Origin of the sequence: Acinetobacter nosocomialis NIPH 2119 (genome assembly GCF_000368085.1) — a bacterium.
Classification (GTDB): Bacteria; Pseudomonadota; Gammaproteobacteria; order Pseudomonadales; family Moraxellaceae; genus Acinetobacter; species Acinetobacter nosocomialis.
Map to the genome: position 1 here is coordinate 1,535,965 of NZ_KB849239.1, position 14,880 is coordinate 1,550,844.

Annotated in this window: 10 protein-coding genes; 6 read left to right on the top strand and 4 right to left on the bottom strand. The window is 42.1% G+C overall.

Translation table 11 applies throughout. The features are described from left to right. Window positions 1-43: 43 nt before the first annotated feature. On the bottom strand, window positions 44-1,738 hold the full coding sequence (locus tag F984_RS11235) for an AMP-binding protein (protein WP_004709405.1): 1,695 nt from the start codon (window positions 1,736-1,738) through the stop codon (window positions 44-46). Window positions 1,739-1,848: 110 nt separating this feature from the next. Further along, complete coding sequence (locus F984_RS11240; protein WP_000120687.1) at window positions 1,849-2,466, bottom strand: TetR/AcrR family transcriptional regulator; 618 nt, start codon at window positions 2,464-2,466, stop codon at window positions 1,849-1,851. A 144-nt stretch (window positions 2,467-2,610) separates the two neighbouring features. Here F984_RS11240 and F984_RS11245 point away from each other — a divergent pair, with 144 nt between their 5' ends. Genes F984_RS11245 through F984_RS11265 form a run of 5 tightly spaced genes read left to right on the top strand, consistent with a single transcriptional unit; the run spans window position 2,611 to window position 9,124 of the window. After that, the gene (locus tag F984_RS11245) at window positions 2,611-3,783 is read left to right on the top strand and encodes an isovaleryl-CoA dehydrogenase (protein ID WP_001053639.1); all 1,173 of its coding nucleotides are present in this window, start codon (window positions 2,611-2,613) and stop codon (window positions 3,781-3,783) included. Between the two features lie 24 nt (window positions 3,784-3,807). Beyond that, window positions 3,808-5,409, top strand: coding sequence for a carboxyl transferase domain-containing protein (locus F984_RS11250; RefSeq protein WP_004709408.1), 1,602 nt, complete (start codon window positions 3,808-3,810; stop codon window positions 5,407-5,409). A 9-nt stretch (window positions 5,410-5,418) separates the two neighbouring features. Next, window positions 5,419-6,222 (top strand): enoyl-CoA hydratase/isomerase family protein, encoded by an 804-nt coding sequence (locus F984_RS11255; protein WP_004709409.1) that lies wholly within the window; start codon window positions 5,419-5,421, stop codon window positions 6,220-6,222. A gap of 11 nt (window positions 6,223-6,233) precedes the next feature. Next, window positions 6,234-8,225, top strand: coding sequence for an acetyl/propionyl/methylcrotonyl-CoA carboxylase subunit alpha (locus tag F984_RS11260; RefSeq protein ID WP_004709411.1), 1,992 nt, complete (start codon window positions 6,234-6,236; stop codon window positions 8,223-8,225). Beyond that, window positions 8,222-9,124, top strand: coding sequence for a hydroxymethylglutaryl-CoA lyase (locus tag F984_RS11265; protein WP_004709413.1), 903 nt, complete (start codon window positions 8,222-8,224; stop codon window positions 9,122-9,124). Before F984_RS11260 ends, F984_RS11265 begins: the two co-directional genes overlap by 4 nt. Before the next feature lie 240 nt (window positions 9,125-9,364). On the opposite strand, the gene F984_RS11270 is transcribed toward F984_RS11265, so the two are convergent. Further along, window positions 9,365-10,306, bottom strand: a complete 942-nt coding sequence (locus tag F984_RS11270) for a LysR family transcriptional regulator (protein WP_004709415.1) — start codon at window positions 10,304-10,306, stop codon at window positions 9,365-9,367. Window positions 10,307-10,510: 204 nt separating this feature from the next. Between F984_RS11270 and F984_RS11275 the strand changes: the two genes are divergently transcribed. Then, window positions 10,511-13,993 carry an indolepyruvate ferredoxin oxidoreductase family protein gene (locus tag F984_RS11275; RefSeq protein WP_004709417.1) on the top strand — a complete coding sequence of 1,161 codons (3,483 nt, stop codon included), beginning with the start codon at window positions 10,511-10,513 and terminating at the stop codon, window positions 13,991-13,993. A 61-nt stretch (window positions 13,994-14,054) separates the two neighbouring features. On the opposite strand, the gene F984_RS11280 is transcribed toward F984_RS11275, so the two are convergent. Further along, window positions 14,055-14,858, bottom strand: coding sequence for a thioesterase family protein (locus tag F984_RS11280; protein ID WP_004709420.1), 804 nt, complete (start codon window positions 14,856-14,858; stop codon window positions 14,055-14,057). Between the last annotated feature and the right edge of the window lie 22 nt (window positions 14,859-14,880).

A 14,880-nucleotide genomic window follows, 5' to 3' on the forward strand; every position in this document is an offset into this window, starting at 1 on the left:
TCGGTTTATCATTTTCTGCACTTTGAACGAGCTTTTAACTTATTTAGTCAAAGACATTGCCCGTTAAATTAAGTTCAGCTCGCATAATTTCCTGCAATTTAAACTTTTGCGCTTTGCCAGAAGCAGTCATTGGAAACTCATTAAAAAATCGGACATAGCGCGGCACTTTATTATGAGAAATATGCTCTTTGCAAAATTGGCGAATGCTGTCTTCATCGACTTGGTGATGCTCATGCAAAATAATACATGCGCAAAGTTCTTCACCATATTTCGCATCTGGCAAGCCAATCACCTGTACATCGCTTACATCTGGATGGGTATATAAAAAGTCTTCAATCTCTTTTGGAAAGAGGTTTTCTCCTCCGCGAATCACGACATCTTTAATGCGGCCTTTAATTTTAATAAAACCGTCTTGATCCATCTCGGCAATATCACCCGTATGCATCCAACCAGCAGCATCGATCACTTCACGGGTCTTTTCTTCTTCTCCCCAATAACCGGCCATCACTGAATAACCACGAACGCATAACTCACCCAATGTGCCTTGCGGAACAATTTGTCCTTCTAAATCGACAATTTTAATTTCAACATGCGGATGAACATGCCCAACTGTGCTTACCCGTTTATCGATTGAATCGTTTACCGAGCTTTGTACACTCACTGGCGAGGTTTCGGTCATGCCATAACAAATGGTAATTTCTGACATATGCATTCGGTCTATGACACGTTGCATAATTTCACGTGGACAAGGACTGCCTGCCATAATGCCTGTTCTTAAGCTCGACAGATCAAACTCATTAAACTGTTCATGCTCTAAAGTGGCAATAAACATGGTTGGTACACCATAAGCTGCCGTGCAACGTTCTTGATGAATCGCTTTTAAAGTTTCTAAAGGATTAAATACAGCCGATGGATAGACCATGGTTGCCCCATGCGTTACACACGCTAAATTCCCCATCACCATGCCAAAACAATGGAACAATGGCACGGAAATACAGACTTTATCTTGAGCAGTTAAACGGATGCCTTCACCGACAAAATAACCGTTATTTAAAATATTATGGTGGGTTAACATGGTCCCTTTCGGGTTACCTGTTGTACCTGAGGTAAATTGGATATTAATGGTTTCATCAAACTGGAGCTGTCTGGCTAATTGTTTTAATTGTTCTAGCTGTTCAGAAGTTGGTATGGTGACTAAATCACTAAAACGATAAATACCCGTATGTTGTTGGTCATCAATTTTAATGACAAATTTTAAATGCGGCAGACGCTCTGAACTGAGCACTTTATCTGGGCTATTAGTTAATTCAGGGGCAATTTTTGTGAGTAATTCTTGGTAATCAGTTGTTTTGAATTGAGAAGCAATAATCAATCCTTTGCACGAGACTTTATTCAACACATATTCAAGTTCATGACTTTTATAAGCTGTATTCAGGTTAACTAAGATAATCCCTGCTTTAAAAGCCGCAAATTGGGTTACCGTCCATTCCACACAGTTAGGTGACCAAATCGCTAATCGATCTCCTTTTTTTAATCCCAATTTTAATAGGCTACACGCAAAAGCGTTTACTTCATCTTGTAAAGCTTTATAGGTTAATCGTCTGTTTTGATGAAAACTGACAATCGCTTCCTTTTCAGCATATTGCCGACAGGCCTGATCAAATTGTTCACCAATGGTCATACCCAATAAGGGTTGTGTACTTGGTCCCGAGGCGTAGCTTAACCGTTCTTGTTGCATTGAATCATTCTCCTTGATTCTTCTAATTCTCTTCTTACCTGATCTAATTGTTGTTACTGCAACTACTTTTCCAAACTACTTATTTTGTGTCGTTTTATCCTTTATATGCCCTATTTCTTTTGCACAGCATCTACACAAAAGTCCGCAATCTGTTTTGAAAAATAGTCTTTGTGCGCATGATCAAACTTTGTATTTTGAGCTGGGTCTAGGGGTTCAACCACCACATAGGTCATGGCACCGACTACACAAAGTGCTGCTGTGTTTAAATCATCCAAGACAAACTCACCACTTGCATTTCCATCCGCAAGTATTTTTTTAATACTTTGTTTAATCAATTGCTTCACACGAAAACGTTCATGTTCAACCGTGGAATCGACAGGTTCAAACATGAGTGAATACGCAAGCTGAGGACTATTCAGCGCCCGTTTTACAAAAGTTGCCACCGCCTTGTGTAATTTCTGCTTTGCCGATAAGTCACTTTCGGTAATCGAATCGATGACCAATAGCTCTGTATTAATGGCATCAGACAAAACTTCTATTAGCACTTGGCTTTTATTATCGAAGTAGCGATAAACCAGTCCACTAGATACACCTGCTTGCTCTGCAATTGTTTGTATTTGTGCGTCCTTAAATCCTCCTTCTGAAATTATTTTTCTAGCTGAATTCAAAATCGATTTACGATTTTGCTCCATCCGCTCTTGCATTAAAGATGATCGTTTATAGCTCATAATTTATTCTCTAACAAATAAAATGAATTGTAAATCATTTTATGAATCCGTATTCACTTTTTCAAAAAATCATTGTATGTTACTTATCAAATACCCACAAAATATTTTATGGACAACAAATATAACCAATAGGATGAAAATATCATGAACCTACGCAGCTTGAATTTCGGTCTAGATGAAACTTTAATTGCGCTTCAAGATTCGGTAGCCGCATTTTGTGCAAAGGAAATTGCACCAATTGCCCAACAAGTTGATCAAGACAACAAATTCCCTGCACATCTCTGGAAAAAATTCGGAGATATGGGCCTTTTAGGCATGACGGTTTCTGAAGAATATGGCGGTGCCAATATGGGTTATTTAGCTCATATTATTGCCATGCAAGAAATTTCCCGTGCTTCGGCAGCCATTGGTCTTTCTTATGGTGCTCATTCTAATTTATGTGTAAACCAAATTAACCGTAACGGTAACGAGCAGCAAAAACAGAAATATTTACCAAAATTAATTTCCGGTGAATATGTTGGTGCCCTTGCCATGTCTGAGCCAAATGCCGGTTCTGATGTCGTCAGCATGAAATTACGCGCCGAGCAAAAAGGTGATCACTTTGTTTTAAACGGTTCAAAAATGTGGATTACCAACGGTGGTGATGCAGATGTACTGGTCGTTTACGCTAAAACTGATCCACAAGCTGGCCCTAAAGGCATGACCGCATTCTTGATTGAAAAAGGTATGAAAGGCTTTAGTCACGGCAACCACTTAGATAAGCTCGGTATGCGTGGTTCTAATACTTACCCACTGTTCTTTGACAATGTAGAAGTTCCTGCTGAAAACGTACTCGGTGGTGTGGGTAACGGGGTTAAAGTACTCATGAGTGGTTTGGACTATGAACGAGCAGTTTTAAGTGCCGGACCTTTAGGCATTATGGATGCTTGCTTAGATGTCGTTATTCCCTACTTGCATCAGCGTGAACAGTTTGGTCAGGCTTTAGGTGAATTCCAGCTTATGCAAGGCAAACTTGCCGATATGTATTCAACATGGCTTGCATGTAAAGCTCTCGTTTATGCGGTTGGTGCTGCATGTGACAAAGCAGATCATGACCGCAGCTTACGCAAAGATGCCGCAAGTGCCATTTTATATGCTGCCGAAAAAGCAACATGGATGGCTGGTGAAGCCATTCAGACTTTAGGTGGCAACGGTTATATCAATGAATTCCCTGCTGGCCGTTTATGGCGCGATGCCAAACTTTATGAAATTGGTGCGGGAACTTCTGAAATTCGCCGCATGCTAATTGGCCGCGAACTTTTCAATGAAACCAAATAATAATTATAAATAAGGACGCATCTTATGAACCAATTACAAAGCAAGATTAATGTTCGAAGCGAAGACTTCAAAACAAACCAGCAAGCCATGCAAACATTGGTCACAGATCTCAAACAGGTTGCCCAGCGTATTGCTTTAGGCGGTGGTGAAAATGCCCGTCAAAAACATTTGGCTCGAGGTAAACTTTTACCTCGTGAACGTATTGATCAACTGATTGATGTCGGCACGGCATTTTTAGAAATTGGTCAACTGGCAGCCTACAACGTTTATGAAGATGATGTTCCTGCTGCGGGTGTGATTGCAGGTATTGGTCAAGTCAACGGCGTAACTTGCATGATCGTTGCCAACGATGCAACGGTTAAAGGCGGAACGTATTACCCCCTTACGGTTAAAAAGCATTTACGCGCACAAGAAATTGCTGAACAAAATCACTTGCCTTGTATTTATTTGGTAGATTCTGGCGGTGCCTATTTACCAATGCAAGATGAGGTTTTCCCAGACCGCGATCACTTTGGGCGTATTTTCTATAATCAGGCACGTATGTCGAGCTTAGGTATTGCTCAAATTGCCGTGGTGATGGGTAGTTGTACCGCAGGTGGTGCTTATGTGCCTGCCATGTCTGATGAAACCATTATTGTCCGTAATCAAGGTACGATTTTCTTAGGCGGCCCTCCTTTGGTAAAAGCTGCAACTGGCGAAGTGGTAAGCAGTGAAGATTTAGGCGGGGGTGATGTACACACACGTCTTTCAGGTGTAGCTGACCACTTAGCTGAAAATGATGAACATGCCATTGCGATTGCACGAAACATTGTTGCTAACTTAAATAAAAAGCCAAATGACTTAAATCAACAAGTTGATGAACCATTGTTTGATGCATCGGAACTCTATGGCGTGGTGCCAAGTGATGCGCGTAAACCTTTCGATGTGCGTGAAGTCATTGCCCGTATTGTAGACGGTTCTCGTTTTGACGAGTTTAAAGCCCGCTTTGGTTCAACACTTGTAACAGGTTTCGCTTCTCTCTACGGCATGCCGGTCGGCATTATTGCAAATAACGGGATTTTATTTTCCGAGTCTGCTCAAAAAGGCGCGCACTTTATTGAGCTGTGCACACAGCGCAATATTCCTTTGTTATTTATACAAAACATTACTGGCTTTATGGTTGGTCGCCAGTATGAAAATGAAGGGATTGCTAAACACGGCGCTAAATTAGTGATGGCAGTTGCCACCGCAAATGTACCTAAACTCACCCTGATTATTGGTGGTTCGTTTGGTGCAGGTAACTACGGTATGTGTGGCCGTGCTTATTCACCACGCTTTTTATGGACTTGGCCGAACTCTCGTATTTCAGTGATGGGCGGCGAACAAGCAGCGAGCGTACTTTCGACTTTAAAACGTGATCAAATTGAGCAAAAAGGTGCCGAGTGGTCAGCGCAAGAAGAAGACGAGTTTAAACAACCCATTCGTGAACAATACGAGCGCCAAGGCCATCCATACTATGCTTCTGCCCGCCTTTGGGATGACGGTGTAATCGACCCAGCTCAAACCCGTCAGGTACTTGGTTTAAGTTTGGCTGCGGCCATGAATGCCCCAATCCAGCCAACCAAATTTGGCGTGTTCCGCATGTAAGAGGTGTATATGAGCTATCAATTTTTACAACTCGAACAACAAGATCAGGTTGCCTATGTTTGGCTGAACCGCCCTGAATTGCACAATGCATTTAATACAACAGTTATTGAAGAGCTGCATACTTGCTTTAAGCAAATCAATACACGTGATGATATACGTGTGGTCGTTCTAGCTGGTCGCGGCAAAAGCTTTTCAGCAGGTGCCGACCTCAACTGGATGAAACAGGCAGGTCAGGCATCTTCAGCAGAAAATGAAGCAGATGCATTAAAACTTGCCCAAATGTTAGATGCACTTGCAACCCTTAAGCAACCGACTGTTGCCCGCGTACACGGCATTGCCTTTGGCGGTGGTATGGGCTTGGCATCGGCATGTGATATTTGTATTGCCAGCACTGATGCTAAGTTTGCAACGTCTGAAGTTCGTTTAGGACTTACTCCTTCAACCATTAGTCCCTACGTGATCCGTGCGATTGGTGCAAGACAAGCTTCTCGTTACTTCTTAACTGCCGAGCGGATTTCAGCACGTGAAGCCAAACAAATTGGCTTGGCCCACGAAGTAGCAGATGCCGAAGACTTAGATAAAAAAGTTCAAGAAATTATTGATGCTCTATTACTCGGTGGTCCGCACGCTCAATCGGCCTCAAAACAACTCATTCAAATGGTGAGCAACCAGACCATGAGCAATGATTTGCTGCAACAGACAGCACATCATATTGCTCAAGTTCGTCAAGGCAGGGAGGCAAAAGAAGGTCTGAGTGCCTTTTTAAATAAACAGCAGCCTGCTTGGGTTTCTAACTCGAATAACAACAATTAAGGACGATCATCATGTTTGAAAAGATTTTAATTGCGAACCGTGGCGAGATCGCCTGCCGCGTAATTCGTACAGCTAAAAAATTAGGTATTAGAACGGTTGCCGTTTACTCAGATGCAGATGCAAATGCACAACACGTCAAACTTGCAGATGAAGCGGTTTATATTGGTCAATCCCCTGCAACACAAAGTTATTTACAAGCCGACCGCATTATTCAAGCTGCCATTGATACAGGTAGCCAAGCGGTTCACCCAGGTTACGGCTTCCTTTCTGAAAATGACCAGTTTGCACTCGCTTGCCAACAACACAACATTTGCTTTATTGGCCCGCCAGTGGATGCCATTTTAGCGATGGGCTTAAAAGCAACCTCGAAAGCTTTAATGGAAAAAGCAGGTGTCCCTTTAACGCCGGGCTATCACGGAACTAACCAAGATGCTGACTTTTTAAAGCAAGAGGCAGACCGAATTGGCTATCCTGTTTTAATTAAAGCCAGTGCTGGCGGCGGTGGTAAAGGCATGAGTCTGGTTGAACGCAGTGAAGATTTTCTGCATGCCTTAGCCTCTTGTAAACGTGAAGCCAAATCGAGCTTTGGTAATGATGATGTCTTGATTGAGCGTTATGTGATTCAACCGCGCCACATTGAAGTGCAAGTGTTTGGCGATACACATGGCAACTACGTACATTTGTTTGAACGTGATTGTTCGGTACAACGCCGTCACCAAAAAGTGCTAGAAGAAGCCCCTGCTCCACAAATGCCAAGCGAAAAGCTCGAGGCAATGCGCCAAGCTGCAATTGATGCTGCACGCGCCGTAAATTATGTTGGTGCAGGTACGGTCGAGTTTATTGTAGAACAAGACGGTACGGCGTATTTCATGGAAATGAATACCCGTCTGCAAGTCGAACATCCTGTTACTGAAATGATTACAGGTGAAGACTTGGTCGAATGGCAACTTCGTGTGGCTTATGGTGAACCTTTGCCTAAACTACAAAACGAATTACGCATTCACGGACATGCGCTCGAAGCACGTATTTACGCTGAAGAACCTGAAAAAGGCTTTTTACCTGCCATCGGTAAAATTGACTATCTGCACTACCCAACTCAAAACCAATATGTGCGTGTAGACAGCGGTATTGTTGAAGGCGATGAAATCACGACGTATTACGACCCTATGATTGCCAAACTCATTGTATGGGGTAAAAACCGTGAAGCTGCGCTTATTCAAATGCAAAATGCTTTGAGCCAATTCCATGTCGATGGCTTAGGCAACAACATTGCTTTTCTTGAAAAGATTGTACGTAGCGAATCGTTTAAACAAGCTAAGCTTGATACTAACCTGATTCAACGTGAACAAAACTTCTTGTTTAATCCTGAAGAAATCAAACCGGAACTGGTAGTGGCAGCGGCATTTATTGAGTTTCTAAGCCAACTTAATAACAACAGCTCAAACCAAAAACAACTTTGGCAAGCTCAACCTCTATGGCGTTTAAATATTGCTTATCAGCACAGCATTAAACTGAATTATTTAAACCAAAATATTCAAATCAAATTTGCCTCAAATGAAGATGGCTTCACCGCAGAATATAACGGTCAAAGCTACCCGATTTCTGGCCAATTGATTGATGCTCATACTGCCTCTGTTCAAATTGGTGGGACTCAGCAAAAGCTGTCTTTTAACCAAAGTCAGCAAGGCATTACGTTGTTCCAAAATGGACAAAGCTATAAGTTTGCTTATATTCGCCAAGACTTTAATCAGGCAGATAGCCAAGCCGATGAAGGTCACTTAAAAGCCCCTATGCCAGGTGTGGTCACTCAAGTGCTAGTCAGTGCAAATCATAGCGTGAAGAAAGACGATATTTTAATGACGCTTGAAGCAATGAAAATGGAATATACCATCCGTGCTCCTAAAGACGGCGTGATTGTAGATTCCTACTTCCAAGTTGGTGATCAGGTCAAAGCTGGCGATGAGCTTGTGGAATTTCAACCTGCACAGGAGGAAGTTGCATGAGTGAATTTGTCAAAATCGTGGAGGTCGGTCCCAGAGACGGCCTTCAAAACGAAAAGCAGGCTTTAACAGTTGAACAACGCTTAAACTTCATTAACGACCTGATTAATGCAGGCCTGAAATCAATTGAAGTGGGTTCATGCGTTTCGGCAAAATGGGTGCCACAAATGGCTCAAAGTGACGAGCTATTTAAGTTATTACCCCAAACAGCCGATGTGCAATTTAGCCTGCTCACCCCCAATATCAAAGGTTTTGAAACTGCTCAAGCGGTCGGATGCAAAGAGGTTGCCGTGTTTACCGCAGCTTCGGAAAGCTTTACCCGCAAAAATATCAACTGTTCAATCGAAGAAAGCTTTGAGAAATTTAGCGATATCATGAGCGCGGCAAAAGCCCATAACATCCGTGTGCGAGGTTATGTCTCTTGTATAGTCGATTGCCCTTATGAAGGCGCAATTGCCCCTGAGCAAGTCGTAAAAGTGGTTAAACGACTCTATGACATGGGCTGCTATGAAGTGTCTTTAGGTGAAACCATTGGTACCGCAACACCAGATCGCGTCCAAAAGGTATGGCAAGCCTGCCTTGCTGAACTCGATAGCAAGGTTTTAGCTGGGCATTTCCACAACACCTATGGTATGGCAATTGCCAATATTTATCAGTCTTTACAACAAGGTATTCGCGTTTTTGACTCGTCTCTTGCAGGACTTGGGGGTTGCCCTTATGCCAAAGGCGCCTCAGGTAATGTATCGACCGAAGATTTGTTTTATTTACTATCCCACATGGGTTTTGAAACTGGCATTAATTTAGAAAAACTGATGCAAGCCAGCCAAAATATTAGCAATGTATTAAACCGAAAAAGCTTGTCGAATTATGCAAATGCTTACTGGCAAACCAAGTGTGCCTAGTCATCAATTAAAGTAGCTCAGCATCTGGTATAAAGCTGAATATTAGGTGAAATACCAGATCATCCTATCTCATTCTGTTCAGGAATTGGGACTCAATCCCTTATGCAATTTTTTTAAAATCTATTATTTATCTTTGTATTAAATGCCTCTTTCAAAAGAAGCATTTTCTACCCTATTTTTATTCTAATCCGTATTATTCTTCATCCTTTTTCAATTGTAATCCTTAAAAAATTTATCTCATTATTTATAAAAATAAGATGCATCCATTTCAATTCTTGGAGAAATATATTCTTCTACCCAATCTAACCATGCACGTGTTTTGGCATCAATAAAATGGCGTGAAGGCAATAAGGTATAAACCCCGATATCTGGTGAACGCCACTCTGGCAAGATATGACATAATCTTCCATTCTGAACTGCATCTAAAGCCGAAAACATCGGCAATAATGCGATGCCCATATCCTGCTGCACCACATCTAATAATAACTCAGGGTTATCTGCAATGAGTTGCCCACCAATGTCAATTTGGTAAGACTCACCACTTGTATTTAATAAGTGCCAATCTGGTGTAATAGACGGATTTACCAAGCGTAAACAGGCATGATTTTTTAAGTCTCCAGGGGACTCAGGTATCCCATGTTTTTCTAGGTAAGCAGGTGATGCACATAAAACAGAAAAAATAGTGCCAATTCTGCGTGCGACAAACCGTGAGTCTGTTAATGATTCAGTCAGATAAAGACTAACATCGACCCCTTTTGCCAACAGGTCCGGAACGTATTGAGAAGTCGTATATTCCACGGTTAATTCGGGGTAATGTTTACAAAACTCAGCCATCACTGGAAAAACATAATGATGCCCAAAGCTTCCCATACTTAACACGCGTAAACGGCCTTTGGGTTTAGAAGCTGTTCCTGTTACTTCTGACTCCGCTTCATCCACCATTGAAATGACTTGGCGACAGCGCTCTGCATAAGTCGCACCAATATCAGTGAGGGCCTGCTGGCGCGTTGAGCGTTGTATTAATTTTGTACCTAAGCGTGTTTCTAACTCGCTGATAAGACGTGAAACCTGTGCTGTGGTCAGATCCATCTGCTCAGCTGCTGCTGTGAAACTCCCGCTATCAATCACTTTCAGGAATGCATGCATTGCATGCAATAGTCCACCATCGAGATTTTTGCGCATAACGTAAATATGTTTTCCTAAATTACGGATTGTTGCACCAGTTTAGTTCAACCACAATGACTAAATGTACATACATTGGCACCAATTCTTTTTAAGAAGAGGAACCGATCTTTTTTTATTTCGTATGTCACTTGCTCCAAATATTCAACTGGATGTTGAAAAAAGAAAGTAGTCCGAGCTACTAAAAATTCTAAGGAGATATAAATGAATATAGCTACAAAAGTCACTCCAAATATTATTGCAACAAAGGATGTGTCACTTGAAGATAAATATGTAAGTGATAACGGTACAGCATATATGACCGGCATTCAGGCACTTGTTCGGTTGCCTCTTGCCCAAACTCGCCGTGACGCGATCAATGGTTATCATACTGCTGGTTTTATTTCTGGTTATCGCGGTTCTCCTGTTGGTAACTATGATAGTTTCCTTTGGCAAGTTCAAGGATTACTTAAATCCCATAATGTTGTATTTCAACCTGGCGTAAATGAAGACTTGGCTGCTACCGCAATCTGGGGTACACAACAAGTTAACCTTTCAGGTCAAGGCAAATATGATGGAGTGTCTTCATGGTGGTATGGTAAAGGCCCGGGTGTTGACCGTTCAGGCGACGTACTCCGCCATGCTAACTTAGCTGGTACCTCTGAACGTGGTGGTGTCGTTGCTTTATTTGGTGATGACCACTCTTGTAAATCTTCTACAATTCCCCACCAGTCTGAACATGTCATGATTGGTTGCGGTATTCCAATTTTCTACCCAACATCCGTTCAACAAATTTTAGACTTTGGTGTTCACGCCATTGCTGTTTCACGTTTTTCTGGTCTGTGGACTTCAATGAAGCTGGTCAGTGAAATTGTAGAAACTTCAGCTTCTGTTCATGTCGATTTAGACCGTGTCACTCCTGTTATACCAAAAGATGTCAATTTCCCAGAGGGTGGCGTTAATATTCGTTGGCCAGATCATGGTATTCAACAAGAAGAACGTCTTTATAAATATCGCTTACCTGCTGTTTTGGCTTATGCCCGTGCGAATAAAATCAATACCGTAACATGGCCTTGTGAAAATGCCCGTATTGGTATTGCTGCAAGTGGTAAAGGTTATTTAGATACCATTGAAGCCCTACGTATTTTAGGTATTGAGGATGAAACAGCCCAACAGCTTGGGTTACGTGTTTATCAAGTTGGGCTGATTTGGCCTCTAGAACCACAAGGTCTACGTGAATTTGCCGAAGGTTTAGAAGAGCTAATTGTTGTTGAAGAAAAACGACCAATTCTTGAGACACAAATTAAAGATGAGTTGTACTCACTTCCTGATGACAAACGTCCTCGTGTTATTGGTAAAGCGATTGCTGGCAAAGGTGAATGGAGTACCTCTATTGAAGAAGCACCGCTCATTGGTCACTATGAGTATCAGCCTGAACCGATTGCAAAAATGTTGGCTGCTCGCTTCTTAAAACTAGATATTCCAGAAAGCTTAAAAGTACAAATTCAAAGCAGAATCGACTTACTGCTAAAAGCAGAGCAAGAATCAAAACGTGTGATTGATCTTGCTGAACGTAAACCGTATTTCTGTAGTGGTTGCCCACATAACTCATCAACAGTCGTTCCTGAAGGTAGTCGTGCGTTAGGCGGTATCGGTTGTCACTATATTGCCGTTTCACTGGACCGTGGTACCGAAACGTTCTCTCAAATGGGCGGTGAAGGTGTAAGTTGGGTAGGTGCATCACCATTTACCAATGAAAAACATATTTTTGCTAACCTTGGTGATGGAACCTATTTCCACTCTGGTTACTTAGCAATTCGTCAATCTATCGCTGCAAAAACAAATATCACCTACAAAATTCTCTACAACGATGCGGTCGCTATGACAGGTGGTCAGCATGTAGATGGGCATTTGAGCGTTGCACAGTTAACTCGCCAGCTCGCTGCCGAAGGTATTAAAAAACAAGTCATTGTCACTGATGAAGTTAAATTATTAAATGAAGAAGACGGTATTGCAGCGGGTGTAGAAATTCGCCACCGTAATGAGCTTGATGCAGTTCAACGTGAGCTACGTGAAGTTTCAGGTGTAACCGCTTTAATTTATGTACAAACCTGTGCCAGTGAAAAACGCCGTCGCCGTAAACGTGATGCCTACCCTGACCCAGCTGAGCGTTTATACATTAATAGTGATATTTGCGAAGGTTGTGGTGACTGTTCTAAAAAATCAAACTGTTTATCTATTGAACCTGTAGAAACAGCATTAGGTACTAAACGTCAAATTAACCAAAGTAGCTGTAATAAAGACTTCACTTGTGCCGAAGGGTTCTGCCCTAGTTTTGTGACTGTTCATACACGTGATATGAAACGTCCTGCTAAATTTGAAGGTATTGGTGCAGGCTGGCCAACATCACCCGTTATTCCTCAGTTATATGACGTTCCAAGTCGTATTATGGTCGGTGGTATTGGTGGTACAGGTGTTGTGACTATCGGTGCACTGCTTGGTATGGCGGCTCACCTCGAAGGTAAAGCAACACGTGTTATGGACATGGCTGGCCTTGCCCAAAAAGGTGGTACTGTTTATTCATACGTTCAACTTGCAGCAAGTGATGAGCAAATTTCTTCTACCAAAATTCCGGCAGGTCAATGTGAATTACTCATCGGTGCAGATGCCGTAGTCGCTGGTGGTAGCGCTGCTCTATCTCGTTTAAAAGATGATGCTTTAGTTATTGTGAATGAAGACAGTACCCCTACTTCTGAGTTTATTAAATCTCGTGACTGGTATGCACCTATTACCGATTTAATTGATCGTCTTCGTGGTCGTGTTCGTCAAGGTCAACTGGTTTCTCTGCCAGCAGCTCGCATCGCAACACTACTCTTAGGTGATTCAATTTATACCAACCAGTTATTACTTGGTATGGCTTGGCAATCTGGTCGCATTCCGCTATTACGTGAAAGTATTGAAAAAGCAATTCGCCTAAATGGTACGGCTGTTGAAAAGAACCTTGAAGCTTTCCGTGTAGGTTGTCATCTTGCAAGTGACCCGACTTTAGCTGCGCGTTTACTTGCAGCAATGCCAAAAACCAAAACTCCGCAAACTTTAGCTGAACTTGTTGAAGACCGTTCTGCTCGTTTAACAGACTACTGGAATGAAGCTTATGCAGCTAAATACCGTACGCTTGTAGAATTGGCAGCTAAAAAGTTACCAGAAGAGTTAACAGGTACGATTGCAACTCAGCTTTACAGAGTTATGGCTTATAAAGATGAATATGAAGTTGCACGTCTACTAACAGGTAAAAGCTTCAAAGAATCGATCGAAACCCAATTCGGTAAAGGCTTACGTTTAACCTATCATCTTGCTCCACCAGCGTTACTTGGTGGTCTGAAAAATGTCCGTAAACGTGCGTTTGGTTACTGGATGCGCTTCCCAATGATGATCCTTGCTCGCTTACAATGGCTTCGTGAAACTTTCCTTGACCCATTTGCGCGTCAAGAAGAACGTCAACACGAACAAGCTTGGCGTGACCGTTACATCGCATTTGTTGAATCACTTGTTGAAGCACCAGACAATCATAACTTGGCAGTTGCTGAACAAATTGCAAAATTACCGGCAGAAGTCCGAGGTTATGGATATATCAAAATGAAAGCAATGGACGCTGCAAAACAACGTTGGGATGAACTTACCCCAACACTGCTAAAAGTCCGTAACTAAAAATTAAATCTCAAAATAAAAAAGTCATCCTTAGGGACGACTTTTTTATTGCCTCAAAAATTTATTTAGTCATTTTACGTAAAGTCAAAATCTGCTCGCTTCGTCCAAATGGACCATACACATCATGTAAAACTGCACTGGTTAAACCAATGCCATCTGTACCATATTGCTGAACAGTTTCCAGACCCAGCCATTTACCTTGCGGATAACGGTGCATGTGGATTTGTAAATCAAGATTTGGGAAGCTCCAAGTAAATTCTCCTTCTTGTCTTGGGACAATGCCGTTTGCGGTATCTACCATGCCAATTAAATGCGCAAAATCTGTGGTCGGCTGCCCTTCAACCATTTCTTTATCATTGTTTAACCAAACAATGCCTTTGCCCGCGCGATGCTGATCATCAGTTTTAGTGACTAATGTCTGGATAAAACCACCCGGCCATCTTTTCATGCCCGTCCATTCGGTAAATGTATCGGGATGATGAATTGGTTGATCTTCAAGCCCCGCAATCTCGGAACTGTCTTGAGTACACATGCGCCATGCTCTAGCCACAATACAAGTTTTACCTTGTGCTTGTAGTTCTGCTTCAATCAATTCAATCGTTTTACCCGCACGAATCACCTGGGTCTTAATCGTAAATTCACCAAATGCAATCAATCCAAAAATATCAAAACTAATTCGACCAATACGCATATCTTGTCGCGGTGAAAACTGTTCTAACTCTACTGCGATCACGCCACTTGCAGGTGCCATATGCTGTTCATGAGGGTTCCAAGCCCCTTGTGCATGAACAGTTGAGCAATAATGAGCAATCACTTCACCTTGAGGACCAATTGTTCTATTCAGTAATTGATAATAAGCATTCATGATTTTCTTTCCTTAGTCCTTG